Here is a 24,750-nt window from a genome sequence, read left to right on the forward strand (position 1 = left end):
GATTCTCCAATGAACGACGTCATGAAAAAACGGGTGGTCGGTGCAGTCGTGCTGGTCATACTCGGCGTGCTACTGCCGCTGCTGCTGGCTCGCTGTCTGCACGGCGACGGGGGCGCCGACAGCGCGTCGATGCGTGTTTACGAGGTCACGCCGGATGGTCAGGCGCGTCCCGCAGACGGCTCCGAAGCGGCCAAGGTGGCTGGCCAGCAGACCGATAAGCGCCGCGGCCAGCAGAGCGAATCCGCCGCCGGGCCGGTCGATGGCTCGACCGGCGCGCCGCGGCCGCAGGCCGTCTCTCCGTCTGCCGATACCACCAACGACGCAGACGACGATGCGTCGTTCGACACGCCGCCGGTTCAGGGCGGTCGCAGCGACAGTCGTCAGACCGCTTCGGCAACCCCGGCCCCCGACCGGGCCGAGCCGGAACCGGCCGCGAGTTCTGCAAACGCCGCATCTTCGACTGCGCCTGCCCAAGCCAATACGTCGCTGCGCAAGACAGGCAGCGACGGCAGTGGCTGGGTGATCCAGGTGGCCAGTTTCGGTGACGAAGCCAACGCCAAACGCCTCGCCACCCAGCTAAACGCCGACTATCGCGCCTTCTATCGGGCAGGCAATGTCAACGGCAAGACGTGGTATCGCGTGCGCATCGGGCCCTTCGACAGCGAGTCGCAGGCGCAGACGGTGGCGGCCCGCCTGCGGCAGCAAGGGCGTTCGACGCTCGTTCAGCGGGCCGAATGAGCCGTATCGGCGGCCGCGCCTCGCAGCGTTTGCTAGACTTGGCGCCTGAACGCAACACCGTGCACGAGCGGGTGTGATGATCTGGGTGGATATCGCCATACTTGCGGTGGTCGCGTTGTCTGCGGTCATCGGCTTCTTCCGCGGTTTTCTGCGCGAAGCAGTGGGTCTTGCGACATGGATCTTTGCCTTCTATGTCGCGTTCGTATTCGCCGAAGCGGGCGCGACGTTCCTGTCCCAATGGATTACCTCGGCCTCGGCGCAGTTGGCCGTGGCCTTCGTGGTCATCTTCATCGCCGTGCTGATCGTCGGCGCATTGATCAACTTCCTGGTCGGCCGGCTGGTCAGCCAGACCGGATTCGCCGGCACCGACCGTGCCCTGGGCGGTGCATTCGGGGTGCTCCGCGGCGTTGCCGTGCTCGTGGTGCTGGTGCTGCTGGCCGGCGTGACCCCGGTGCCGCGCGACGACTGGTGGCAGCAATCGATCTTCATCGGACATCTGGAAGCCGGCGCGCTGTGGGCGCGCGATTTCCTGCCCCCGGATCTGGCCGCCGCGGTGACCTATCCCGATGCGCCCAGCGCGGCGCCGGCCTCTCGAACACCCTCGACTTGAACTGGTCCTACTTATGTGCGGCATCGTTGGCATCGTCTCTCACACCCCGGTCAATCAGGAACTCTATGATGCGCTGACCGTTCTCCAGCACCGGGGGCAGGATGCCGCGGGCATCGTGACCACGGCCGGTGGCCGGCTGTTCCTGCGTAAGGACAACGGCCTGGTGCGAGACGTCTTCCGAACCGACCATATGCTGCGGTTGCAGGGCAACGCCGGTGTCGGTCATGTGCGTTATCCGACGGCCGGCGTGGAGACCAGCGCCGAGGCGCAGCCGTTCTATGTCAACACGCCCTACGGCATCTGTCTGTCTCATAACGGCAACCTCACCAACGCCGAGCAGCTCGGAGAAGAGCTGTTCCGCTCGGATCGTCGTCATCTGAATACCGATTCGGATTCGGAGATCCTGCTCAACGTCTTCGCCCACGAGCTGATGCGCGGAGAGCGGCTCGAACTGTGTCCGGACGATATCTTCGAAGCCGTCGGCGCCGTGCATCGGCGCTGTAGCGGCGGATACGCCGCGACGGCGTTGATCACCGGTTACGGACTGATTGGCTTTCGCGATCCGCACGGTATCCGGCCGGTGGTCTACGGCAAGCGCGAAACCGAAGCCGGCACCGATTACATGATCGCTTCCGAGTCGGTCGCACTCGACGCGCTCGGCTACGAGCTCATCGATGACATCAACCCGGGCGAATGCGTGGTGATCACGCTCGACGGCCAGTTGCATGTCCGCCAGTGTGCCGATCATCCGGTCTATTCGCCGTGCATTTTCGAGTATGTCTATCTTTCGCGTCCGGACTCGGTGATCGACGACGTCTATGTCTATAAGGCCCGGCTGCGTATGGGCACCTATCTGGCCGAGAAGATAAAACGGGAATGGCCGGATCACGATATCGATGTGGTGATTCCTATCCCCTCGACCAGTCGCACCGCCGCGGTCGAGCTCGCCAGCCAGCTCGAGGTCAAGTATCGCGAGGGGTTCATCAAGAACCGTTATATCGGTCGGACCTTCATCATGCCGGGCCAGCAGCAGCGTGCGAAGTCGGTGCGCCAGAAGCTTAATCCGATCGATCTGGAATTCGCCGACAAGAACGTGCTTCTGGTCGACGACTCGATCGTGCGGGGGACGACCTCGCGTCAGATCATCGAGATGGCCCGCGAGGCGGGCGCGGCGAAGGTGTATTTCGCCTCGGCGGCGCCGCCGGTACGCTACCCCAACGTGTATGGCATCGACATGCCCAGCGCTCACGAGCTGGTAGCCCACGGCCACACCGAAGACGAGATCGCAGAAATCATCGGCGCCGATCGGCTGATCTATCAGGACATGGCCGATCTGGAGCGAGCGGTCAGCGACGGCAACCCCGAGCTGACTCGTTTCGAGGACTCGGTGTTTTCGGGCGACTATGTCACCGCCGACATCAGTGCGGCCTATCTCGAGCAGCTCGAGCTGTTCAGGGCGGACGCGGCGCGCGAAGATCGTCGAAACAAGGATAACGCCGTGCTCGAACTGCACAACGACGGGTAGCGCGCTCAGGCATGGCCGGGTCGGCCTGCGTCGGCCCGGTTGCCTGTGGCAGCCGGGCGTTTCATACTGCGCGGGCGCCGATTTGAAACAGCTTGCGGGCGCCCTATAAGTACGGCTAAACGGTCAAGGGACAGCAAGCCTGCTCGCGTGATTACGCAGCGGGCTTTTTCGTGTCCGGTTGTGGCCCGAGCCGCCACGCGGTGCAGGGCGATCATCGACAGCCCGCGCCTGGCCACTGGAGACAGCAATGAACGACGATTTCGACCCGGAGTGGGGTACCGCCACGCGCGGCGTGCGCGCCGCCAATCTGCGCAGCGTCGAAGGCGAACACAGCAGCGCCATCCATATGACCTCGAGCTTCGTGTTCGACTCCGCCGAAGCCTGCGCCGCGCGTTTCGGCGGCGAGTCGCCGGGCAATATCTATTCGCGTTTCACCAACCCCACGGTGGATGCGTTCTCACGACGACTCGCCGCGATGGAAGGCGGGCAGTCGTGTGTCGCGACCGCCTCGGGCATGTCCGCGATTCTGGCGACCTGTCTGGCCACGCTCGAGTCGGGCGACCATATCGTCGCCGCACATACGCTGTTCGGCTCTACGATCGGGTTGTTCAACAACTATCTCGGCAAGCTCGGCATCAGCACGAGCTATGTCTCGCCCGAAGATCTCGAGGGCTGGAAAGCCGCGATCACGCCAGCCACGCGCATGCTGTTCGTGGAGACGCCCTCGAATCCGTTGACCGAGGTCGTCGATCTGGCGGCGCTGGCCGACCTGGCCAACGCCAATGACGCGTTGCTGGTGGTCGACAACTGTTTCTGTACGCCCGCGCTGCAACGTCCGCTGGACTTCGGCGCCCATGTGGTGACCCATTCGGCGACCAAGTTCCTGGATGGGCAGGGAAGAGCGCTCGGCGGGGCCGTGGTCGGCGATGAAGATATCGTGGGTGATCGGGTGTTCCGCTTTTTGCGAACCTGCGGCCCGACCATGAGCCCGTTCAACGCCTGGATCTTCTACAAGGCGCTCGAGACGCTGGAAGTGCGCATGCGCGCGCACTGCATCTCGGCCCAGCGGGTCGCCGAATGGCTGAGCGAGCAGCCGGGTGTGGAACATGTCTACTATCCCGGCCTGGCCTCACACGCACAGCACGATCTCGCGCGCCGTCAGCAGCCCGGCGGATTCGGCGGCATTCTGTCGCTCCGGTTGTCCGGCGGCCGGGCCGCGGCGTTCAAGTTGATCAACGCCACGCGCATGCTCTCGATCACCGCCAATTTGGGCGATACCCGGACCACCATCGTGCACCCGGCCAGCACGACCCATGCACGCATCTCCGAGGCCGATCGGGCGCGCGCCGGCATCACCGAGGGGGTGGTTCGGGTATCGGTGGGGCTGGAAAACGTCGACGATATCATCGCCGATCTGGCGCGCGGGCTCGAATAATGACGCCGTCGGACGTGTATGCCGCGCTCATGGAAGCTGATCCGGCACGGAAATGCGCGTTGGCACGTGCGCTGCACGTCGCCGACAGCGCCCAACTGGCCACCGCCGACGGTACACCCGAGGCCGTGCCGGTGCCGGGACGGCCCGCACGCCCGGCGCTTGTACATCCGGCGCGGCTGGCCAAGCGAGGCCTGGGCCGGCCCGAAGGCAGGGCAGCGCTTATCCATGCCGTTGCCCATATCGAATTCAACGCCATCAACCTCGGTCTGGACGCCGCCTATCGGTTCCGCGGCATGCCGGCGGCGTTCTATGCCGACTGGCTACGGGTCGCAGCCGACGAATCCCGGCATTTCGAACTGCTCAATGCACGCCTGGCCGATCATGGTCTGGCCTACGGCGACTTCGATGCTCACAACGGCCTGTGGGAGATGGCAGTCAAGACCGCGCACGACGTAATGATTCGCATGGCGCTGGTGCCCCGCGTGCTGGAGGCGCGCGGGCTGGATGTCACCCCCGGCATGATCGAGCGGCTGCGCCAGGCCGGCGATCGGGAAACGGTCGCGGTGTTCGAGATCATCCTGGAAGAAGAGGTGCCGCACGTGGAGATCGGTACACGCTGGTTCCGCTATTGTGCCGAACCACGTGGGCTGGACCCGGATGCGACCTTTACGTCATTACTGGACGAATACATGAACGGCGGGCCGCCCGGGCCCTACAATTTTCCCGCGCGCCGGCAAGCCAAGTTCTCGGAGACCGAACTCGATTGGCTGGTTGAGCGCGCGCGACGCTGAGGCGCCCGGCCGCCGGGGACCATTCATCCGCACAAGACATCGTCAGCGCCCGGTCAAGTCGCCCGACGAGGCGGGCATTCAGGAGCCGCCGCCGGCTTCGATGAGCGAATCGCGGTGAATGCCCCGATCATCGATACGAAGCACTTCGGCCTGATCCGGCCGCCAATCCGCCAAGACAATTCGCTCGCCGGTGCACGTCGGCAGCGCCACCTCGTGGGTCGCCGGCCGGTGGGTATGGCCGTGAATGAGCCGGCGCACGCCGTAGGCTTGCATGGCCTGGCGTACGGCGTCGTAGTTCACGTCCATGAGTTGACTGGCCTTGATTTGCTTGCCGGCCTGGCTCCGACGCCGCGCGCGTCGGGCAATGCGTCGTCGCAGCCAGAGCGGTAGCCTCATCATCCGGGCGCGCCAGCGTGGATTGGTGTATCGGGCCCGAAAGGCCTGGTGTGCTGTGTCGTCTGTGCAGAAGATGTCGCCATGAGACAGCAGGGTCGGCTCGCCGGCCAGATCGACGACGCAGGGATCGTCCAGGATGCGCAGTCGGCTGGCCGAGACGAAGGCCTCGCCCACCGCGAAATCGCGGTTGCCCCGCATGAAATACAGTGCGACCCCGTGGCTGGCCAGCTCGGCGAAGGCGTCGAGCACCGCGGCATGCGGGGCGATGGAACCGTCGTCGCCGACCCAGACGTCGAACAGATCGCCCAATACATAGACCGCCTCGGCATGGCGCGCCCGACCCGCCAGATAGCCTATCAGGCGCGCCGCATTTGGGTCTTTGCCGTCGCGCAGATGCACGTCGGCAAGCAGATGAACCGCCACGAGGCCGGCCTGCGATACGGGCTATTCGGAGACGACTTCCGCCGACTCGATGACCACCATCTCCTGGGGGGCGTCCTGACGGAACGGCCCGGCGGAGCCGGTCTGCACATCGGCGATACGATCGACGACGTCCATGCCGTCGGTCACCTTGCCGAACACCGCATAACCCGGGCGGCCACGGCCGGCGTTGAGCGGCGCATTGTCGGACAGGTTGATGAAGAACTGCGACGTTGCGGAATCCGGATCGTTGGTGCGTGCCATCGACAGCGTGCCCCGATCGTTGTCGACGCCGTTGTCGGACTCATTGCTGATCGGATCGCGCGTGGACTTTTGCCGATAGTTTTCGTCGAAGCCACCGCCCTGGATCACGAAGCCGGGAATCACGCGATGGAAGATGGTGCCGGCATAGAAACCATCCTTGACGTACTGGATGAAGTTGGCGGCCGTCTTGGGCGCGTCGTCCTCGAATACCTCGATCCTGATATCGCCGAGATTGGTATGCATGACAACCATGGGGTCTTCCTTACTGGTCGGGGTGCCGGCATCGCCGGTCGCGGAATGGGCCGCCGCGGCGGCGAAAACGGTCAGGCCGGCTGCGAGCAGACGGGCGACAGGGATTAGGGAACGAAATTTCATCAGGCGACGGCCTCCGAGGCGGCATGAAAGGGCTCGACTTCGGCCAGTGCAGCGTCGAGCACGCGAAGATCGGCGTCGCGACGATGACCCTGCTCGGAGAGCACGCGCCGCCAGCCACGACCGCCAGGCTGGCCATGATACAGGCCGAGCATGTGGCGGGTGACGTCCTTGAGCGCGCCGCCGGCGGCCAGATGATCGGCGATATACCCCCGCATGGCAGCGACGACGCCGGCCCGGCACGGTGGCGCAGCGGCGACGCCGAACAACCGACGGTCGACCTGGGCCATGAGGAAGGGGTTGCGATAGGCTTCGCGACCGATCATGACACCGTCGACATGGCCCAGCTGGGTGTCGACGGTATTCAGGTCGACGATGCCGCCGTTGATGCTCATCGGCAGCGCTGGGAAACACCGGGCCAGGGCATGGACCCGTTCGTAATCCAGCGGTGGCACATCCCGGTTCTCCTTCGGGCTCAGACCCGTCAACCATGCCTTGCGGGCATGAACGATCAAGCGATCGGCGCCGGCCTCGGCGACCCGGGCGGTGAATTCGTGCAGGAACGCGAAGCTGTCCTGGTGATCGATGCCGATACGTGTCTTGACCGTGACCGGGATCGATACCACGGCGCGCATCCCGGCTACACAGTCGGCCACCCGCGCGGGCTCGGCCATCAGACAGGCGCCGAACGCGCCGTTTTGTACACGGTCCGAAGGGCAACCGACGTTGATATTCACCTCATCGAAACCGGCGTCCTCGGCCAGTCGTGCGCAATGAGCCATCGCGGCAGGCTCGCTGCCGCCCAACTGCAATGCGACCGGGTGTTCGTCGGCATGGTGCGCCAGAAAGCGCCCGGTATCGCCATGGATGAGCGCGCCGGTGGTCACCATCTCGGTATACAGCAGCGCACGCCGAGTGATCTGGCGCATGAAATAGCGCTGTGCCGGGGTCGTCCAGGCCATCATCGGCGCAATCGACAGTCGCGCGCCGGGTGTGACGCGCTGCGTGTGCGAATCATTCATCCGGGTATTATCGCAAACTCTGGCGAGCCGGGCAGTGCCCGGCAGGCTCGCAACCGGCCCGGCACGGCGGCACAATGGCCGGCCCGATATCGCGCCAGGAAGTCAGCCTTATGTATGCGTTCGCCCGAGCCGGTCTTTTTGCCCTGGAGCCCGAGCGTGCGCACCATCTCACGCTGAGCGCACTGGCCCGTCATGCCGACCTGGCTCGACGTGTCTACGGCCGACGCGTGCCCTCGGCGCCGCTCGAATTGATGGGACTTCGCCTGGCCAATCCGATCGGGCTGGCAGCCGGGCTGGACAAGGACGGCGCCTGTATTGACGGCCTGGCCGCGATAGGCTTCGGCTTTCTCGAACTGGGTACGGTCACGCCGGTGGCCCAACCGGGCAACGACCGGCCGCGCCTGTTCCGGCTGGTTGACCAGCGTGCGCTGATCAATCGGTTCGGGTTCAACAACGACGGCGTCGAGGCGCTCGTCGCACGGGTCCGCGCGGCGCGCTTCGATGGCGTGATCGGCATCAATATCGGCAAGAATGCATCCACGCCGGCCGACCGTGCCGTCGATGACTATCTGGCCTGTCTGGAGGCGGTTTACGACATCGCGTCCTATGTGACCATCAACGTATCGTCGCCTAATACCCGCGGGCTGCGCGACATGCAGTCGCGCGAAAATCTCGACGCATTGCTGGGCAGTCTCGTTGCGCGCCGCGACGCGCTGGCCGAGGCACGCGGCCGGCGCCTGCCGCTGGCGGTCAAGATAGCGCCGGACATGAATGATGCGGCTCTGGACGGGGTGGCCGAACTGCTCGTTCGGCACCGGATGGATGCACTGGTCGCGACCAACACGACGACGGGGCGGGCCGATCTGCCGCTGCGCTGGCGGAACCAGGCCGGCGGGCTTAGCGGGGTGCCGGTGCGCGCACGGGCCACCGAGGTGATCGCCGCCATGCATGCGCGGCTCGGCGAGGCGGTGCCGATCATCGGTGTCGGCGGTATTCAGAGCGCCCAGGACGCCCTGGCCAAACTGGAAGCCGGCGCGAGCGCGTTACAGATCTATACCGGGCTGATCTATCGCGGGCCGGCGCTGATCCGGGAATGTGCCGCGGCCGCCGCGCAGTGGCAGGCGCGCCGACGCGTGGTCGCTCAGGCCGGCGTCGTCAGCCGCGATCGAGCACACGCGACAGCTGCCGGTCGAGGATCGATCCGATGAAGCCCAGACTGTTGGCCAGCCGGTGACCGTCGTCGACGACATGCAGGCTGGCGGCGCGCGCACGTGCGAACGCCAGGCTTGAGCTCAAGGGTACGATGTCGTCGTGCCAGCCGTGGATCACTTCGGTGTCGGCAGGGCAACCGACCGGCTCACCCGGATACCCGTCCAGATAGAGCGCTGGGGCGAGCAGAAGCAGGGCTGACGGCGCGAGTCGTTCGCAGGCCATGGCGCTGACATAGCCGCCCATGCTGGAGCCGACCAGTACCAGCGGCAGGCCGGTGGGCGCGCGTTCGATCAGCCGTGCCACGCGGGCGCGGGGATCCATCAGGTCGCTGTAGTCCAGGCTGTCCACGGCGAATCCGCGGGCCCGCGCGACGTCGGCCATGTGACGAATCTTCGAACCCCAGGGGCCGCTTTCCTTTCCGTGTGCGAAGACCACGCGTGGACCGGGGGCGGATGAACCTACATAGGAATCGGACATGTAATGGACGCTGGTCGGAATGCGGGCGTACTATGCCATCCATTGCTGGCAGGATGCCGCTTTTGCGGCGGCGTGCCGATCCCCGGGCCGGAGCCGACGCTGAAGATTCTCGCATTCATTAACTGGATACTGCTGGGCATCGGCGCGCTCATGGCGCTGCTGTATGCCGTGGTGTGCCTGATGATGTGGCCGTATCCGGAGCTGGTCGAAAACGCAGGCGGCGGCTTCGGCCACGTGGTTCAGATCACCTGCCTGCTCGGTCTGTTTACTGCAACCGCCGCCCTGGCTACCTGGCTGCTGGAAAAACGTCACCGCCGATGGTGGTGGGGCCAGATTCTGCTGGCCGGCGTTTTCGTCACGGTTGCGGTATTCGCCTGGACGACGCGTTGAACCGTCGCCACGCGCCGATGAGAACCCAGCCGCGCTGGTTCGTATGTGCGCTGATTCCCCTGATCGCCGGCCTGTACTGGCTTGCCGTGGCGTCAGACCATGGGGTGGTCGTGTGGCTGCTGGCGACCGTGCCGGGCGTGGTGATACTCGCCACCGGCGCGGGTCTGCTCCTGTGGCCCGGCGACCGCTACCTGACCCATTACCTGGGACTGGCGAGCCTGGTCGGCACACTCGGTTCGGTTCCGCTGATGCTGGGCACGGGCATCGTCGAGGGGCTGGGGCTGTTCGTCGCCGCGGCGGGATCGTTTCTGACCTGCGGACATACGGTCCTGCGACAGCGTGCGCTGCCGGCCGGCGTGCCGGTGCCCGTTGCCGGCCCACGAATCTGGCGCAAGGCAGCCACGGATGAAGCGCTACTCGGTTTTTTCGTTACCTGTGCGCGTATTCCCGTCGGCGACGACGTTGCCCGCGATGCGCAGGAAGTCCAGGCGCTCGGCGCGATCCGCAATCGTCGAGGCACCTACGATCTGGCCGACCGGCTGGTCGCTGCGCCCGCAGCACCCTCGGCACCGCATATTCGCCGGCGCCGTGCCGCCGGGCGCGAGTTCGAGTGGCTGACCTTCGATAGCGGCTACGTGCCCGACCCGGGGTTGCCCGGTGCGGCGCGCTGGCGCGCGCATCGCGTCAACGATCGCATGGCGGCCCGCGTATTCCGTCACCCCGGCCGTGCGCGGCCCTGGCTTGTCTGTATCCATGGGTATCGCATGGGCGTGGATCGGCTGGATCTGTCGCTGTTCGGCGTACGCTATCTGCACGAACGGCTGGGCTTGAATCTGATGATGCCGATCCTGCCGCTGCACGGCCCGCGCAGCATTGCCCGTATCACGGGCGGGCATTTTTTCGATGGTCCCATGGTCGACCTGCTACATGCCCAGGCCCAGGCGCTGTGGGATATCCGCCGATGTCTGGCATGGATCCGCGTCGAGCAGCCGGGTGCCGAAGTAGGCGCGCTGGGCTACAGCCTCGGCGGTTACAACGCGGCGCTGCTGGCCAGCGTCGAATCGTCGCTGGCGTGCGTGATCGCGGGTATCCCGCTGACCGATATTCCCGCGACGATCTGGGATCACATGCCGTTGCTGCATCGCCAGTATATCGAGGCGCAAGGAATCGATCAGGGCCGGTTGAGCGCGCTACTGGCGCCTGTATCGCCGATGTATCGCGCCTGCGCAGTGGCCCGCGAGCGCCGCTATATATTCGCAGCAACCGCCGACCAGCTGGTTTCGCCGCAACAGCCGCTGGATCTATGGCAGCACTGGCAGCGCCCGGCTATTCACTGGTATCACGGCTCGCATCTGTCGGTACGCCAGGAACCGGGCGGGCATACATTCATCGAGCGCGCGCTGCGAGAAACGGGGTTGATCGGCGCTCGGTAGCACCGGCGCGCTCTTATGCCGCGAGGTTGTGGCAGGCGGGTGCGCGCGCGAGAATACCCGCCGACATGCCAGGCATCGATCAAGTGAAGGGGTAACAGGTGAACAACGTCGTCATTTCCGGGACCGGGCTGTATACGCCGCCCGAGTCGGTCTCCAACGAAGAACTGGTCACGGCATTCAACGCCTATGTCGAGCGCTTCAACCGCGACCATGCCGGGGAGATCGATGCCGGGCGTTGCGAAGCGCTGGCCCCTTCGAATGCGGATTTCATCTACAAGGCCTCGGGGATAAAGAGTCGCTACGTGGTCGATAAGGCCGGCATTCTGGACCCTGACGTCATGCACCCGCGTATCCGTACACGCGGTAACGACGAACCGTCGCTGCAGTGCGAGATGGCCCTGGCAGCCATCGAGCCCTGTCTGGCACAGGCCGGCCGCAGCGCCGACGAGATCGACGCGGTATTGGTGGCCTGCTCGAACCTGCCGCGTCCGTATCCGGCGCTTGCCGTGGAGGTGCAGCAGTATCTGGGGGGCGGTCGTTTCGGGTTCGATCTGAACGTCGCCTGTGCATCGGCGGCGTTCGCCATTCAGACCGGCGCGGACATGATCCGCAGCGGCAGCGCGCGTCGTGTGCTCATGGTCAACCCGGAAATCTGCTCGGCCCATCTCAATTTCCGCGATCGCGACAGCCATTTCATCTTCGGCGACGTATGCACGGCCGCCCTGCTGGAAAACGCCGACGATGTCGCCGATGGCGAAGGCTTCGAGGTGGTCGGTACCCGTCTCCAGACTCGGTTTTCAAACAACATCCGCAACAATTTCGGCTTTCTCAACCGCAGCGAGACCGAACCGCGCACCGACGCCGACCGGCTTTTCGTTCAGAACGGCCGTCGCGTATTCAAGGAAGTCGCGCCCATGGTCGCTCAGATGATCGTCGACCATGTGGGTGAGCACGATCTTTCGGCTGACGACATCAAGCGGCTGTGGCTGCACCAGGCCAACATCAACATGAACTCGCTGATCTGCCGACGCGTGCTGGGACGCGAGGCCAGTCAGGCCGAGATGCCCTCGGTACTGGCCGAGTATGCCAATACCAGTTCGGCGTCGCCGGTGATCGTGTTCCACAAGTTCTCCGACGACATGGTCGCCGGCGACGTGGGCGTACTGTGCGGCTTCGGCGCCGGCTATTCCGCGGGCAGCGTGATCGTCCGCAGACGCTAGCCTCGCCTGGCTGCCTGCGGCTTTCGCGCCGATGTTGCCGGCGGCGGCGGCCGATCCCGTTTTAGACAGTCCTCAAGGGGCATCGCCGATGAGCCAGACCCTGCGCAAGTACCGTGCTGACTACCAGCCGCCGACCTATCTGATCGACGAGGTCGCACTGGATTTCGATATCCGCGACGACCGGACCCGGGTACGTGGCGACTATCGGATGCGTCGAAACCCGGCATCGCATGGCCGGCCCGCGCTGCGTCTGGACGGTCGCGGACTGACGCTAGTGTCCATCGCTGTCGATGGCAGAATGGCGAGCGACGAGGAATACGCCGTCGATGACACCGGGCTTACGCTGTTCGAGTTGCCGCAGGCGTGCACGCTCACTGTCGAGACGTCGATCGATCCGGAGCACAACCTTTCTCTGGAAGGGCTGTATCGTTCCGGCGATATCCTGTGCACGCAGTGCGAGGCGACCGGCTTTTCGCGGATCGTGTATTTCCCCGACCGGCCTGACGTCATGGCGCGTTATCGCACCCGTATCGAGGCCGATGCGAGCCGCTATCCGGTGCTGCTGTCCAACGGCAACTGTGTCGAGACAGGCCCGACCGACCCCGGCCGCCACTATGCGGTGTTCGTCGATCCGTTTGCCAAACCCTGTTATCTGTTCGCGCTGGTCGCCGGCGACTTGGGCCTGATCCGCGATCACTACACCACCGGGAGCGGGCGCGAGGTCGACCTGAGGCTGTACACCGAGCACGGCAACGAAGATCAGTGCCATCACGCCATGGCTTCGCTCAAGCAGGCCATGGCATGGGACGAGGCCACCTATGGCCTGGAATACGATCTGGACAGCTACGTCACCGTGGCGGTGTCCAGTTTCAACATGGGCGCAATGGAGAACAAGGGCCTGAACGTATTCAACACGGCCTGTGTTTTCGCCCGCCAGGACACCGCCACGGATGCGGATTTCGCCCTGGTGCGCGATGTTGTCGCCCACGAATATTTCCACAACTACACCGGCAATCGTGTCACCTGCCGCGACTGGTTTCAGCTGTCGCTCAAGGAGGGTCTAACGGTCTATCGCGAGCATCAGTTCGCCGTTGACCAGGGCTCGCCCGGGGTGACTCGTATCGGTCAGGTTCGAACCATACGGGAAGTCCAGTTCCCCGAGGACGGCGGCCCGCGCGCCCATCCGGTCAGGCCCGATTCGTATGTGGAGATGGACAATTTCTACACCATCACCGTTTACGAGAAAGGCGCGGAAGTCATTCGCATGATCGCCCGCATGGCCGGAGACGATGCGTTTATCGCGGCGGTGCGCCACTACCTAGCCAAGCACGACGGCCAGGCGGTGACGATCGAGGACTTCGTTGTCGCGATGGAGGAGTCCACTGGCCTGGATCTCGAGCAATTCCGCCGCTGGTATGCACATGCCGGCACGCCGCACCTGCGGCTGGACAGCGATCATGTCGCCGATACGCTCACGCTGCGCCTGTCTCAGCATACGCCCGACACCCCGGACGATCGCGACAAGCCGGCCTTCGACCTGCCGGTCGAGATCGCGCTGTTCGATCACCGCGGCGAAGTCGTTCGCGGCCCGGAAGTGCTCCGGCTGAATCAAGCCGAGCAGGAGTGGCAGTTCGAGGGCCTGCACGAGGCGCCCATCGTCTCGGCGCTGCGCGGTTTCAGCGCGCCGGTCCAGCTGTCGCAGGCGCAGAGCGACACCGAGCGTGCGTTGCTCATGGCCCACGACAGCGATCCGGTATCGCGCTGGGATGCCGCCCAGGCGCTTTACCTGGAGGCGCTGGTCGCCGATGCAAGCGCGCGCAGCGCGGGCCAGGACGCTGCCTCTGCACCGGCGGTGTTGTTTGAAGCGATCGAGACATTGCTCGATAACCCGCCCGACGATCGGGCGCTGCTGGCCGAGATGCTCACCCTGCCCAGCGAAGCGCGTATCGGCGAGCAGTTCGAGCGCATCGACGTGGCCGCCATCGGCGCGGCGCGGCGTGAACTCGGCACCGACATCGCGCGCCGTTTCAGTGCGCGCTTCGAACGGCTGGCCGACGAGCACGCCGCGTGCGAGCCGTATGTCTTCGATGTCGCCGGCGCAGGGCGCCGACGCGTATTCGCGTGTGCGCTGGATTATCTGGCTCGTATCGATGCGCCGGGCCTGCGCGAGCGTGCCGTGGATGCTTTCGAGCGCGCCGACAACATGACCGACCGCATGGCGGGTCTGTCCGCGCTACGGGATCTGCCCGGGGCCGAGCGGGAGCGCGTGCTGGCGGATTTCGCCCGGCGCTGGGCCGACGAGCCGCTGGTCATGGACAAGTGGCTGCGCCTACAGGCGACCACGCGCCGCGACGATGCCGCCGACACAGTGCGACGATTGCTGGCCGACGATCGCTTTGACTTCACCAATCCGAATCGGGTCAGAGCGCTGCTGGGCGGTTTCGCCCGAGGCAACGTCGAGGCCTTTCACCGCGGCGATGCCAGCGGCTATCGATTGCTTGCCGACGAGATCGTTCGGCTCGATGCGATCAATCCCCAGCTTGCGGCCGCCCTGGCCGGATTGCTGGCGCCTTGGGCCCGATATGTCGCGCCGCAACGCGACGGCATGCGCGAACAGCTCAACAGGCTGAGCGAGCGCTCGCTGTCGGCCAATACACGCGAAATCGTGGACTCGGGGCTGGCGGCCGCTGCCGGATGAGACGGTGTCTCTGAATCGTCATATTATTGTCATCTGCAGGCCATAGCGTTACGACGTCACCCGTCATGAAACCTAGCCAGATGCAACATAAACACGTGCTGATCGTCGAAGACGAAGCCCCAATCCGGGACATGATTCGATTCGCTCTTGAGCGTGCCGGCTTCGAGGTCGCCGAGGCGGAGGATGCGCAGAGCGCACGCCTGGCGATCGCCGAACGGCGTCCCGACCTGATGCTGCTGGACTGGATGTTGCCCGGCGTGTCGGGCGCCGAATTCGCGCGCGAGCTGCGCCGCGACGAGCTGTGCGCGGACATGCCGATCATCATGGTGACCGCGCGCGTCGACGAGGACGATCGCGTGCGTGGGCTGAATATAGGCGCCGACGACTATGTCACCAAACCGTTTTCGTCTTCGGAGCTGGTCGCCCGGGTCAGAGCGGTGCTGCGTCGCAGCCTGCCGGGCGGCGAAGACGAAACCCTGGAGCTGGAAGGCCTGGTTCTGGATGCCGCCAGCCAGCGGGTCGCCGCCGGTGAGGCGCCGGTCAAGCTCGGACCGACCGAATACCGCCTGCTTCGGTTTTTCATGAGCCATCCCGAACGGGTGTATTCACGCGAGCAGATGCTCGACCGGGTCTGGGGTCAGAACGTGTTCGTCGAGGAGCGCACGGTCGATGTGCATATCCGTCGGCTGCGCAAGGCGCTGGCCCCGCACGGTTTCGACGGCTTCATTCAGACCGTACGGGGCAGCGGCTATCGCTTTTCCAGCAAGAGCATGTAGCCCGGTGGACGCACCGTGAGCATGCCCTCGATGGGGGTGCGTCGCGTCTGGCGTCGCGAGTCGCTGATCATCGTGACGTGGCTTGCCGTCAGCGCGGTGGTCGGTTTGCTGGTCGGACGTGTGCTGCTGTGTGTGCTGCTGGGCGTGAGCGCCTATCTGGCCATGCAGCTGATCTATGCCTATCAGCTGCACCGCTGGTTGACTTCGGATCGTATCGAGCCCTCCGACGGGTTCGGCGTATGGCAGGAAATCTATACCGAGCTGTACCGGCTCAAGCAACGCAACCGCAAGCGCAAGAAGCGCTTGAAGAGCATCGTCCACGAATTCCAGGCTTCGACCGCGGCGCTGCCGGACGGTGCGGTCGTTCTGGATTCACAGGGCCGGATCGTGTGGTTCAACCAGGCTGCCGCGGCACTGCTGGCGCTGCGTACGCCACAGGATCTGGGCCAGCGAATCGCCAACCTGCTTCGTCATCCGCATTTCGCCAGCTATCTGGCCGACCCGGGCGACGGCGGGGAGCTGGAGATGCCGTCGCCACTCAACGAAGCCGACACCATCCTCCTGCGTCGGATCCCCTATGGGAACAATCAGCGTCTGCTGATTGCGCGCGACATCAGCGAGCAGAAGCGGCTCGAACATACGCGGCGAGATTTTGTCGCCAATGCGTCGCACGAACTGCGTACTCCGTTGACGGTGCTGCGCGGCTATCTCGAGATGATGGAAGAAGAAACCGCCGACGGCGCGGCACTGTCGAGCTGGCGCGCGCCGATTCGGGAGATGGGCGAGCAGTCACGGCGGATGAATCGCATCATCGAAAGTCTGCTCAAGCTCGCGCGGGTGGAGGCCGAAGGGCTTCAGCAGCGGCAGGAGCGGGTGGACGTCGGGGCGATGGTCACGTCCCTGGTCGACGATATCCGTCTAGCGGCCGGCGCCGGCCATACCATCGTCACCGATCTCGAGCCCGGTCTGTCCCTGTACGGGCGCACCAGCGAACTGGAAAGCGTGTTTTCCAACCTGTTGTCCAACGCCGTGCGCTATACGCCCGCCGAGGGCCATATCCATGTGCGCTGGTGGTCCGACGACGAGGGCGCCTATTTCTCGGTCGCCGACGACGGGCCCGGCATCGACGCCGTACACCTGCCGCGCCTGACTGAACGTTTCTACCGGGTGGACGCGGGCCGCAAGGCCAGTGCCGGCGGGACCGGCCTCGGTCTGGCAATCGTCAAGCATTGTCTGGAACACCACGACGCCGATCTGCGGATCGACAGCCGCCCCGGCGAGGGCACGGTGTTCACCTGTCATTTCCCCGCGCAGCGCCGTCTGTCCCAGCGCGCGGCCTGACGGCCGGCCATCAGCGGCGAAGCCGTCCAGGGTCGGTCCGCGCTGTTTTAAGACGCACCCTCTGAATAACCGCCCAGAGCCAGCGCTATCTGCGTTGATCGGCGGGCTCGATTGGCGACGATCGTGCGCAGTCGGCGGGGCGTTGTGCTCGTCATGAAACCGTCACCGGCACGTCATCCGGTTGTCTCAGGCCGGCGGTAACTTCCGCGGCGTGCCGTTGGCGCCACGGGACGCGCCGACGGCTGTAACCGCCGATTTTCCAGGGAGACAACCAATGAAGACCACGCCTTACAGGCTCGGCGCAATCGCGCCTCGATCCGGACTGATCGGGGCTACGGCCCTGGTCGGGGCCTCGATGTTCGCGGGCCCGGCGATGGCCAGTGACACGACCATGCAGCTCATCCAGATGATGCGCGACAACGGTAGCATCACACAGGCCCAGTACAACCAGCTCAAGGCCGCCGCGGCTGACGACGAACAGCAGCAGGCACACGCGCAGAGCGCGCGACCGGTGGCGGATCAGGCGTCGCTGGAAGCGCGGGTCGACGACAAGCTCGCTGAAATGGAGTGGGCATCGAAGATCAAGCTCAAGGGCGATATCCGTCTGCGCTACCAGTACGGTGATAACAGTGGCCGGGAGAACGCTGCCGGCAACAATATCGATCGCAATCGGGGCCGCGTACGCTACCGGCTTGGGATCATCACCACGCCGATGGATCGTCTGGAGGTCGGTGCCGGCCTGGCCAGCGGCGGGTCCGATCCGCGTTCGACCAACCAGACCTTCAGTGACAACTTCAGTTCGAAGGGGATCAACCTCGACTACGCTTATGCGCAGTACGAGTTCACCGACTACTTCGCTGCCATCGCGGGCAAGTTCAAGTTCGGCGATTATCTGTGGATCCCTACCGACGTCATGTGGGACGGCGATATCAACCCCGAGGGTGTGTCCGCGCGCCTGAACTTCGACAACGCCCTCGGCGAGAGTTTCGCCAACGGCGGCCTGTGGGTGCTCAACGAATTCGGCGGCAACAACAGCGACCCGTATCTGTATTACGGCCAGCTCGGCCAGCAGCTGGCCAGCGGCAATGTGTTCGCCACGCTGGCCGGTACCTGGTACGGCTTCGAGAACACCGCCCAGCCAGGGACATTCAACCCCGACTACAGTGCGGGCACCAATACCGACGACCAGTTCGGTATCGTCAACGTCAACGGCGAACTCGGCACCAAGTTCGCCGGTGGCAAGGCGTCGCTGATCGGCGAATACCTGCTCAATACCGAGACGGACACGAACGAGGACACCGGGTTCGCCTTCGGTGCGAAAGTCGGCATCGAAAGATGGTCGTTCAAGTACATCTATGCAGATCTGGACGCCAACGCCGTGCCCGATATCTTTCCGGACTCGGACCGGCTGGGCGGGGCGACCGATATGAAAGGCCATGAAATCGCCGGCGCCTATGCGCTGACCGATGTCGTTGAGCTGGGTCTGGATTACTACAACACCGAACGCAAGTCGATCGATCTGGACGAGCAGATCCTCCAGGCCGATCTGTCGGTCAAGTTCTGACGATGAGCCGGGCGGCGAACCCGCCGCCCGGCCGTCGCATGTTCCGATGCTCGACCCGGGTCATACCCCGGTCTTCCCCATATCCAGGATCAACCCATGTACATTCAAACTTGGCGGTGGTCGGCCTGTGTGGCAGCCACCGTACTTTGCGTCGTCGTGGCTGGCTGCAGCGACAGTGACGACCGCGTTGCCGCCGGGCCGGGCCAGGCCGATGACATCGATGGTTCCCCCGCCGCGGTTACGCTTGCGATCAGACAGGCCGGGCGGTATCAGGTCGATCCGTTCGCTTTCGACGCGGGCGCGGCGGAAATCGTGGCCCACGATGCGCGCCTGAACCGCCTGTTCGTGGTCAATTCCAGTGCGCGTACGGTGGACGTGCTGGATATCAGCGACGTCGACAACATTCTGAAAATCGGCGAGATCGACGCCACGGCCGAGGGGGCCTCGGCGAACAGCGTAGCGGTCGCCGGCACCACGGTGGCCGTCGCCATCGAGAATGCCGACGCCCAGGCGCCCGGCCATGTCGTGTTCTACAACAGCAGCGACCTGAGCCGGCTCGGCGAGGCTACGGTGGGCGCGCTGCCCGACATGGTGACCTTCACGCCCGACGGGCAGCGCGTGCTCGTGGCCAACGAAGGCGAACCCGACGACGACTACAGCCGAGATCCGGACGGCTCGATCAGCGTGATCGATGTCAGCGGCGGTTTTCAGACCCCGTCGGTGACCACCATCGGTTTCCAAGCGTTCAACGATCGAGCCGATGCACTGCGCGCGCAGGGCGTGCGGATCTTCGGCCCCGGCGCGAGCGTGGCCCAGGATCTGGAGCCGGAATATATTGCCGTGGCCGATGACAGCACGACCGCCTATGTGAGCCTGCAGGAAAACAATGCCGTGGCGGTAATCGACCTGGCCTCGTCGAGCGTGACCGCGATCAACCCGTTGGGCTACAAGGATCACAGCGTGGCCGGCCAGGGCATTGACCCGAGCAACGAGGACGGATTCAACATACGCAGCGTCCCGGTGTTCGGTATGTACCAGCCCGATACCATTGCCGTGTTCGAAGCCGATGGCACGCGGTATCTGCTCACCGCCAACGAAGGCGACGCCCGCGACTACGACGGCTTCAGCGAAGAGGCCGATGTGAAGGATCTGGCGCTCGACCCGGTAAGTTTCGGTGACGCTGAGGCTCTGCAGGCCGATGCGGCGCTGGGCGATCTGAAAGTCACGCGCATGCTGGGCGCGAGCGGGCGCGAGTCCGCCGACGGCGTTGAGTTCTACGACGGGCTGTATGCCTTTGGTGCGCGTTCGTTCTCGATCCGGCGAGCCGATAGCGGCGCGCTGGTCTACGACTCGGGTGACGACTTCGAGCGCATCACCGGCGCGCGCTATGGCGATGGCTTCAACGCCGACAATACCGATAACGACGGGGACGATCGGTCCGACAACAAGGGCCCGGAACCCGAGGCGCTCGCGTACGGGCGCGTCGGAAGCCGTTCGTATGCATTCATCGGCTTCGAACGCATGAGCGGGTTCGTCGTCTATAACATCACCGAGCCGGCCGAACCGTCGTTCGTGGCTTATATCAACAACCGCGATCTCACGATCGAGCCGGGATCCGGTGACGCCGGCGACCTCGGTCCGGAGAGCATCGTGTTCATCGATGCCGAGGACAGCCCCGACAGGGCCGGCGCGCTGTTGGCGGTCGGCAATGAGGTCAGCGGATCCACCACGCTCTACCGGCTTGAGACGGTCCCCGCGACCGGCGACTGAGCCGATCGCGCCCGCGCCGCGTCAGGCGCGGGCGGTCGTTCCTGTCGAATGGCCGGCAAGCCTCCGGTGACATCGGCCGCGGCATCGCCGCGGTCGGTTTTTTCATGACGGGTTGCGTATCATGAGCGCCGATACGCCCGCTTGCCGCTCGTACCAGGATCCGCGTTTTGGACACCAGCCAGACTCTGCTCGTTTTTGTCGGCGGTCTGCTGCCCATGGCAGTCATGGCCTTCGTGCTCGGTCGCCGCAAGGCACTGATCGCCGAAGGGCAGGGCACGCGTCTGCATTCGCTGCCCGGCCAGTACGGGGTTTACGTCGCAACCTGGATGGCGCTGCCGGCCGTCGCGATCGGTTTCGTGGCCGGGGCGGCGAGTCTTTTCGGCGTGCGCGTACCCACCACCCCCTTCGTGCTCGCTTTCGCTCTGGTCGCGGCCGCGATCGGCTGCGCGCTCGCCTTGCGGCGGGTGGAGCCGTCACTGCGCGCACGCAATGCGATCGAACGGTTTGTCTACTGGGCCTTGTTTGCGGCGTCCCTGGTATCGATCCTCACCACGCTGGGGATCATCCTCTCGATCGTGTTCGAAGCGCTCAAGTTCTTTCAGCAGGTCAGCGTCTGGGAGTTCGTGACCGGCACACAGTGGTCGCCGGTGGCCACGTTCCGTCCCGGTCAGGCGTCGGCGAGTTCGCAATTCGGCTCGGTACCGTTGTTCGCCGGCACGTTCATGATCACGGCTATCGCGATGCTGGTAGCCATTCCGGTCGGGTTGTTCGCCGCGATCTACATGTCCGAATACGCCACCCGACGGGTGCGCACGATCGCCAAGCCGCTGCTGGAGATTCTGGCCGGCATTCCGACCGTGGTCTACGGCTTTTTCGCCGCGATCACGGTCAGCCCCCTGATCGTGCAATTCGCTCATTCGGTGGGGCTGGAGGCTTCGTATACCAACGCGCTGGCGCCGGGTCTGGTGATGGGAATCATGATCATCCCGTTCATCTCGTCGCTGTCGGACGATGTCATCAACTCGATCCCCAATAGCCTGCGCGAAGGCTCTTATGCGCTGGGCATGACCCAATCGGAGACGATCAAGAAGATCGTCCTGCCGGCCGCGTTTCCCGGCATCATGGCGGCCTCGCTGCTCGGGATTTCGCGCGCGCTGGGCGAGACGATGATTGTGGTCATGGCCGCCGGTCTGCGGCCGAATTTGACCTGGAACCCGCTCGAAGACATGACCACCGTGACCGTTCGCATCGTCGACGCGCTGACCGGCGATCAGTCCTTCGACAGCCCGGAGACGCTGGCCGCTTTCGCGCTCGGGCTGGTGCTGTTCGTCGTCACGCTCGCCCTGAACCTGGTCTCGATCGTGGTGATCCGAAAGTTCCGCCAGGCTTATGAATAGCGCCGCCTCGAGGGAGGACCATCGATGAACCAGGGCATATCACTGGCGCCGTCGCGGCGACTCAAGCGGCGCTATCGCGCCGAGAGGCGCTTCAAGGCCTGCTGTCTGGGTGCGCTGCTGCTAGCGCTGGCGTTCCTGCTGCTGTTCTTCACCGACATGATCCGACAGGGCTATTCGGCGTTCGTGCAGACCGAAATCCGTGTGCCGGTGACCTATAACGCCGATACCGTCAAATTTACCCGCGAAGCGGTCGACCCGGCGATCGCGCCGATGGTGTCGCGCGCGTTTTTCCGCCAGATCCCCCGTCAGGTCGCCGCCGAGCCGGCGTTGATGGGGACCACACAGCCGCAGTGGGTCGTGGCCACGACGGATATCGATCAGTACCGCAAGGGCCATATCGACTCGCTCGATACGGACAAGCAGGCGGTGCTCGACCGGCTGACCGAAGCCGGGGACGTGGCGTTCGGCTTCAACAAGTCGCTGTTCTTTTCGGGCGATTCGAAGATACCGTCGAATGCCGGGCTGTGGTCGGCGTTCGTTGGCTCGATCTACGTGATGCTCGTGGTGCTGGCAGTGAGTTTTCCTATCGGTGTCGCGACCGCGATCTATCTGGAAGAGTTCGCGCCTGATAATCGCGCGACCCAGGCGATCGAGATCAATATCAACAACCTGGCGGCGGTGCCGTCGATCCTGTTCGGCCTGCTCGGGCTGGCGATCTTCATCAATTTCTTCGGGGTGCCACGCTCGTCGGCATTGGCCGGCGGTCTGACGTTATCGCTGATGACGCTCCCGGTGATCATCATCAGCACGCGCGCCGCGCTGCGGGCGGTACCGCAGAATATCCGTCAGGGGGCGCAGGCGGTCGGTGCCTCGCGCTGGCAGGCGGTACGCGATCATGTGTTGCCGTTGTCGCTGCCGGGTATCCTCACCGGTACCATCATCGGCATCGCGCAGGCGATGGGCGAAACCGCGCCGTTGCTGCTGATCGGCATGATCGCCTACATCCCGGATGCGCCGACCAACATGACCCAGGCGGCCACGGTGCTGCCGGCACAGATATTCACCTGGGCCGGCATGCCCGAGCGCGCCTACGTGAGTCTTACCGCGGCCGGTATTCTGGTGTTGCTGAGTTTGCTGATACTCCTCAATGCGGCTGCCGTGTTGTTACGCAATCGCTTCGAGCGGCGCTGGTAGCGTCATGCGCGTTCGAGCCATTTTCTTCTTCGGGCCAGGGATCTAGCATGCCGTCATCGCGTTCGGAACCGGCGCAATCGGGCCCGGTATACAGGCAGAGCATGGAGCAGCCGCGGGTGAAACAGGCGATCAAGATGAGCGTACGTGACCTGTCGGTCTGGTACGGCGACAAGCAGGCGCTGCATGGGGTCTCGATGGACGTGGCCGAAAACGAGGTCACCGCACTGATCGGTCCCTCGGGTTGTGGCAAGTCGACCTTCCTGCGTTGTCTGAACCGTATGAACGACCTGGTCCAGGGCATACGCATCGATGGCGAAGTGGCATTCGACGGCGAGAACATCTACGCCTCGCATGTCGATGTCGTCGAACTGCGATCGCATATCGGCATGGTGTTCCAGAAGCCGAACCCGTTTCCCAAGAGCATCTACGACAATATCGCCTACGCGCCGCGGATTCTCGGCAAGGTCCGCAAACGCACCGAAATGGATGATCTGGTCGAGGAGTCGCTCCAGCGGGCGGGGTTGTGGAGCGAGGTCAAAGACCGGCTCCAGATGCCGGGGCTGGCATTGTCGGGCGGTCAGCAGCAGCGGTTGTGTATCGCCCGTGCGATCGCGGTGAGTCCGTCGGTGCTGCTCATGGACGAACCCTGCTCGGCGCTTGATCCGGTGGCCACGGCCACCGTCGAACAGCTCATCGACGACCTGAAGGACAATTACACGATCGTGATCGTGACGCACAATCTGCAACAGGCCGCACGCGTGGCCGGATACACCGCGTTCTTCCATCTGGGCAACATCGTCGAGTTCTCCGATACCGACTCGTTGTTCACGCATCCGCGCGAGAAACGCACCGAGGATTACATCACCGGCCGCTATGGCTAGAGAGTTCGATATGGAAAAGGTGGGTCTGGAGAAACACACGTCCAAGCAGTTCGATGCCGATCTGGAAGACGTGCGTGAACTGGTGCTGGCCATGGGCGGCCTGGTGGAACAGCAGATCGCCGATGCGGTGCGTGCGCTGATCACCGGCGAGGGCGGTCTTGGCGAGGATGTCGTCGCCGGCGATCGCGAGGTCAACCGCATGGAGCTGGAGATCGACGAGGAATGCACGCGTATTCTGGCCCGGCGCGCGCCCCAGGCCGGCGATCTGCGTCTGATCATCGCGGTGGCCAAAACGATCACCGATCTCGAGCGCATCGGCGACGAGGCCGAGAAGATCGGCCGCATGGCCACGCACCTGGCCAGCTACGATCGCCCGAAAAGCGCGTTCCGCCAGATCGAGGTCCTCGGTCGGCACGTTCGCGAAATGCTCCGTGATGCGCTGGACGCCTTCGCACGCCTGGATTCGGAGGCCGCAGTGCGGGTCTCCCAGGCCGACGCCGAGGTGGATCGTGAATACGAGGGCGTGGTGCGCCAGTGCATCACCTACATGATGGAGGATCCGCGCACCATTCGGCACATGCTGGACGTGCTGTGGGCGGTCAAGGCGCTCGAACGCATCGGCGATCACTCGACCAACATCGGCGAATACGTGGTCTACTTCGTCGAGGGCAAGGACGTACGCCATATCGGCGTTGAGGCCATGGAAAAGGAGGTCGCCAACAGTCCGCGTCGTCGTAATCAATCCGAATGACCGACGGAAATCGGCACGGATATGTCGCCGCGAACGATGCGAGCTTTGATACTATCACCGGCCTTGTTTGGCC

At 64.5% G+C, this 24,750-nt stretch carries 22 protein-coding genes; 18 read left to right on the forward strand and 4 right to left on the reverse strand.

Translation table 11 applies throughout. The features are described from left to right. Nucleotides 1-9 precede the first annotated feature (9 nt). The 5 genes from T31B1_RS07210 to T31B1_RS07230 all read left to right on the forward strand — a co-directional run bounded on the left by T31B1_RS07210 (nt 10) and on the right by T31B1_RS07230 (nt 5,099). Nucleotides 10-738, forward strand: coding sequence for an SPOR domain-containing protein (locus T31B1_RS07210; protein ID WP_353248820.1), 729 nt, complete (start codon nt 10-12; stop codon nt 736-738). A 76-nt stretch (nt 739-814) separates the two neighbouring features. Beyond that, the gene (locus T31B1_RS07215) at nt 815-1,348 is read left to right on the forward strand and encodes a CvpA family protein (protein ID WP_353249591.1); all 534 of its coding nucleotides are present in this window, start codon (nt 815-817) and stop codon (nt 1,346-1,348) included. 13 nt (nt 1,349-1,361) lie between these two features. Then, nucleotides 1,362-2,873 (forward strand): amidophosphoribosyltransferase, encoded by a 1,512-nt coding sequence (gene purF, locus T31B1_RS07220; protein WP_353248821.1) that lies wholly within the window; start codon nt 1,362-1,364, stop codon nt 2,871-2,873. Between the two features lie 247 nt (nt 2,874-3,120). After that, nucleotides 3,121-4,308 carry an O-succinylhomoserine sulfhydrylase gene (locus T31B1_RS07225; RefSeq protein WP_353248822.1) on the forward strand — a complete coding sequence of 396 codons (1,188 nt, stop codon included), beginning with the start codon at nt 3,121-3,123 and terminating at the stop codon, nt 4,306-4,308. Beyond that, the gene (locus tag T31B1_RS07230; protein WP_353248823.1) at nt 4,308-5,099 is read left to right on the forward strand and encodes a ferritin-like domain-containing protein; all 792 of its coding nucleotides are present in this window, start codon (nt 4,308-4,310) and stop codon (nt 5,097-5,099) included. Before T31B1_RS07225 ends, T31B1_RS07230 begins: the two co-directional genes overlap by 1 nt. A gap of 78 nt (nt 5,100-5,177) precedes the next feature. Here T31B1_RS07230 and T31B1_RS07235 read toward each other — a convergent pair whose 3' ends face one another. Genes T31B1_RS07235 through dusA form a run of 3 tightly spaced genes read right to left on the reverse strand, consistent with a single transcriptional unit; the run spans nt 5,178 to nt 7,573 of the window. Next, the gene (locus T31B1_RS07235; RefSeq protein ID WP_353248824.1) at nt 5,178-5,918 is read right to left on the reverse strand and encodes a UDP-2,3-diacylglucosamine diphosphatase; all 741 of its coding nucleotides are present in this window, start codon (nt 5,916-5,918) and stop codon (nt 5,178-5,180) included. A gap of 21 nt (nt 5,919-5,939) precedes the next feature. Continuing rightward, a complete protein-coding gene (locus tag T31B1_RS07240; RefSeq protein ID WP_353248825.1) occupies nt 5,940-6,554 on the reverse strand; it encodes a peptidylprolyl isomerase in 615 nt (204 codons plus the stop codon). Beyond that, nucleotides 6,554-7,573 (reverse strand): tRNA dihydrouridine(20/20a) synthase DusA, encoded by a 1,020-nt coding sequence (gene dusA, locus T31B1_RS07245; RefSeq protein ID WP_353248826.1) that lies wholly within the window; start codon nt 7,571-7,573, stop codon nt 6,554-6,556. The genes T31B1_RS07240 and dusA overlap by 1 nt, the downstream gene beginning before the upstream one ends. 74 nt (nt 7,574-7,647) lie before the next feature. Between dusA and T31B1_RS07250 the strand changes: the two genes are divergently transcribed. Further along, nucleotides 7,648-8,781 (forward strand): quinone-dependent dihydroorotate dehydrogenase, encoded by a 1,134-nt coding sequence (locus tag T31B1_RS07250; protein WP_353248827.1) that lies wholly within the window; start codon nt 7,648-7,650, stop codon nt 8,779-8,781. Here the strand turns inward: T31B1_RS07250 and T31B1_RS07255 are convergent. Next, the gene (locus T31B1_RS07255; protein WP_353248828.1) at nt 8,729-9,166 is read right to left on the reverse strand and encodes an alpha/beta hydrolase; all 438 of its coding nucleotides are present in this window, start codon (nt 9,164-9,166) and stop codon (nt 8,729-8,731) included. The two genes, T31B1_RS07250 and T31B1_RS07255, sit on opposite strands and share 53 nt — an antisense overlap. Nucleotides 9,167-9,265: 99 nt before the next feature. On the opposite strand from T31B1_RS07255, the gene T31B1_RS07260 reads away from it, so the two are divergent. From T31B1_RS07260 to phoU, 12 genes are all read left to right on the forward strand, one after another. Next, the gene (locus T31B1_RS07260) at nt 9,266-9,652 is read left to right on the forward strand and encodes a hypothetical protein (protein WP_353248829.1); all 387 of its coding nucleotides are present in this window, start codon (nt 9,266-9,268) and stop codon (nt 9,650-9,652) included. A gap of 17 nt (nt 9,653-9,669) precedes the next feature. Next, nucleotides 9,670-11,085, forward strand: coding sequence for an alpha/beta hydrolase family protein (locus T31B1_RS07265; RefSeq protein WP_353248830.1), 1,416 nt, complete (start codon nt 9,670-9,672; stop codon nt 11,083-11,085). A 98-nt stretch (nt 11,086-11,183) separates the two neighbouring features. Further along, complete coding sequence (locus T31B1_RS07270; RefSeq protein ID WP_353248831.1) at nt 11,184-12,305, forward strand: beta-ketoacyl-ACP synthase III; 1,122 nt, start codon at nt 11,184-11,186, stop codon at nt 12,303-12,305. Between the two features lie 88 nt (nt 12,306-12,393). After that, nucleotides 12,394-15,003, forward strand: a complete 2,610-nt coding sequence (gene pepN, locus T31B1_RS07275) for an aminopeptidase N (protein ID WP_353248832.1) — start codon at nt 12,394-12,396, stop codon at nt 15,001-15,003. Nucleotides 15,004-15,083: 80 nt separating this feature from the next. Then, the gene (gene phoB / locus T31B1_RS07280; RefSeq protein WP_353248833.1) at nt 15,084-15,779 is read left to right on the forward strand and encodes a phosphate regulon transcriptional regulator PhoB; all 696 of its coding nucleotides are present in this window, start codon (nt 15,084-15,086) and stop codon (nt 15,777-15,779) included. 21 nt (nt 15,780-15,800) lie between these two features. After that, on the forward strand, nt 15,801-17,120 hold the full coding sequence (phoR, locus tag T31B1_RS07285) for a phosphate regulon sensor histidine kinase PhoR (protein WP_353249592.1): 1,320 nt from the start codon (nt 15,801-15,803) through the stop codon (nt 17,118-17,120). A 274-nt stretch (nt 17,121-17,394) separates the two neighbouring features. Beyond that, nucleotides 17,395-18,684: a putative porin gene (locus T31B1_RS07290; protein WP_353248834.1), complete on the forward strand. Its 1,290-nt coding sequence runs from the start codon at nt 17,395-17,397 to the stop codon at nt 18,682-18,684. Between the two features lie 96 nt (nt 18,685-18,780). Next, the gene (locus T31B1_RS07295; protein ID WP_353248835.1) at nt 18,781-20,454 is read left to right on the forward strand and encodes a choice-of-anchor I family protein; all 1,674 of its coding nucleotides are present in this window, start codon (nt 18,781-18,783) and stop codon (nt 20,452-20,454) included. Nucleotides 20,455-20,621: 167 nt separating this feature from the next. Beyond that, nucleotides 20,622-21,851 carry a phosphate ABC transporter permease subunit PstC gene (gene pstC, locus T31B1_RS07300; protein ID WP_353248836.1) on the forward strand — a complete coding sequence of 410 codons (1,230 nt, stop codon included), beginning with the start codon at nt 20,622-20,624 and terminating at the stop codon, nt 21,849-21,851. A gap of 24 nt (nt 21,852-21,875) precedes the next feature. Continuing rightward, nucleotides 21,876-23,045, forward strand: coding sequence for a phosphate ABC transporter permease PstA (gene pstA / locus T31B1_RS07305; RefSeq protein WP_353248837.1), 1,170 nt, complete (start codon nt 21,876-21,878; stop codon nt 23,043-23,045). A gap of 101 nt (nt 23,046-23,146) precedes the next feature. After that, entirely contained in the window at nt 23,147-23,926 is a 780-nt protein-coding gene (gene pstB, locus T31B1_RS07310; protein ID WP_353248838.1) for a phosphate ABC transporter ATP-binding protein PstB, read from the forward strand. Nucleotides 23,927-23,936: 10 nt separating this feature from the next. Continuing rightward, entirely contained in the window at nt 23,937-24,677 is a 741-nt protein-coding gene (gene phoU, locus T31B1_RS07315; protein ID WP_353248839.1) for a phosphate signaling complex protein PhoU, read from the forward strand. The last annotated feature ends 73 nt before the right edge of the window (nt 24,678-24,750 follow it).

Origin of the sequence: Salinisphaera sp. T31B1 (assembly GCF_040361275.1) — a bacterium.
In the GTDB taxonomy this organism is placed as follows: Bacteria; Pseudomonadota; Gammaproteobacteria; order Nevskiales; family Salinisphaeraceae; genus Salinisphaera.

Bases quoted from the DNA above. Each gene is read 5' to 3' on its own strand.
- T31B1_RS07210 (WP_353248820.1), top strand. From the start codon at position 10: ATGAACGACGTCATGAAAAAACGGGTGGTCGGTGCAGTCGTGCTGGTC.
- T31B1_RS07215 (WP_353249591.1), top strand. From the start codon at position 815: ATGATCTGGGTGGATATCGCCATACTTGCGGTGGTCGCGTTGTCTGCG.
- purF (WP_353248821.1), top strand. From the start codon at position 1,362: ATGTGCGGCATCGTTGGCATCGTCTCTCACACCCCGGTCAATCAGGAA.
- T31B1_RS07225 (WP_353248822.1), top strand. From the start codon at position 3,121: ATGAACGACGATTTCGACCCGGAGTGGGGTACCGCCACGCGCGGCGTG.
- T31B1_RS07230 (WP_353248823.1), top strand. From the start codon at position 4,308: ATGACGCCGTCGGACGTGTATGCCGCGCTCATGGAAGCTGATCCGGCA.
- T31B1_RS07240 (WP_353248825.1), bottom strand. From the start codon at position 6,554: ATGAAATTTCGTTCCCTAATCCCTGTCGCCCGTCTGCTCGCAGCCGGC.
- dusA (WP_353248826.1), bottom strand. From the start codon at position 7,573: ATGAATGATTCGCACACGCAGCGCGTCACACCCGGCGCGCGACTGTCG.
- T31B1_RS07250 (WP_353248827.1), top strand. From the start codon at position 7,648: ATGGCCGGCCCGATATCGCGCCAGGAAGTCAGCCTTATGTATGCGTTC.
- T31B1_RS07255 (WP_353248828.1), bottom strand. From the start codon at position 9,166: ATGGCCGACGTCGCGCGGGCCCGCGGATTCGCCGTGGACAGCCTGGAC.
- T31B1_RS07260 (WP_353248829.1), top strand. From the start codon at position 9,266: ATGGACGCTGGTCGGAATGCGGGCGTACTATGCCATCCATTGCTGGCA.
- T31B1_RS07265 (WP_353248830.1), top strand. From the start codon at position 9,670: ATGAGAACCCAGCCGCGCTGGTTCGTATGTGCGCTGATTCCCCTGATC.
- pepN (WP_353248832.1), top strand. From the start codon at position 12,394: ATGAGCCAGACCCTGCGCAAGTACCGTGCTGACTACCAGCCGCCGACC.
- phoB (WP_353248833.1), top strand. From the start codon at position 15,084: ATGCAACATAAACACGTGCTGATCGTCGAAGACGAAGCCCCAATCCGG.
- phoR (WP_353249592.1), top strand. From the start codon at position 15,801: ATGCCCTCGATGGGGGTGCGTCGCGTCTGGCGTCGCGAGTCGCTGATC.
- T31B1_RS07290 (WP_353248834.1), top strand. From the start codon at position 17,395: ATGAAGACCACGCCTTACAGGCTCGGCGCAATCGCGCCTCGATCCGGA.
- T31B1_RS07295 (WP_353248835.1), top strand. From the start codon at position 18,781: ATGTACATTCAAACTTGGCGGTGGTCGGCCTGTGTGGCAGCCACCGTA.
- pstA (WP_353248837.1), top strand. From the start codon at position 21,876: ATGAACCAGGGCATATCACTGGCGCCGTCGCGGCGACTCAAGCGGCGC.
- pstB (WP_353248838.1), top strand. From the start codon at position 23,147: ATGGAGCAGCCGCGGGTGAAACAGGCGATCAAGATGAGCGTACGTGAC.
- phoU (WP_353248839.1), top strand. From the start codon at position 23,937: ATGGAAAAGGTGGGTCTGGAGAAACACACGTCCAAGCAGTTCGATGCC.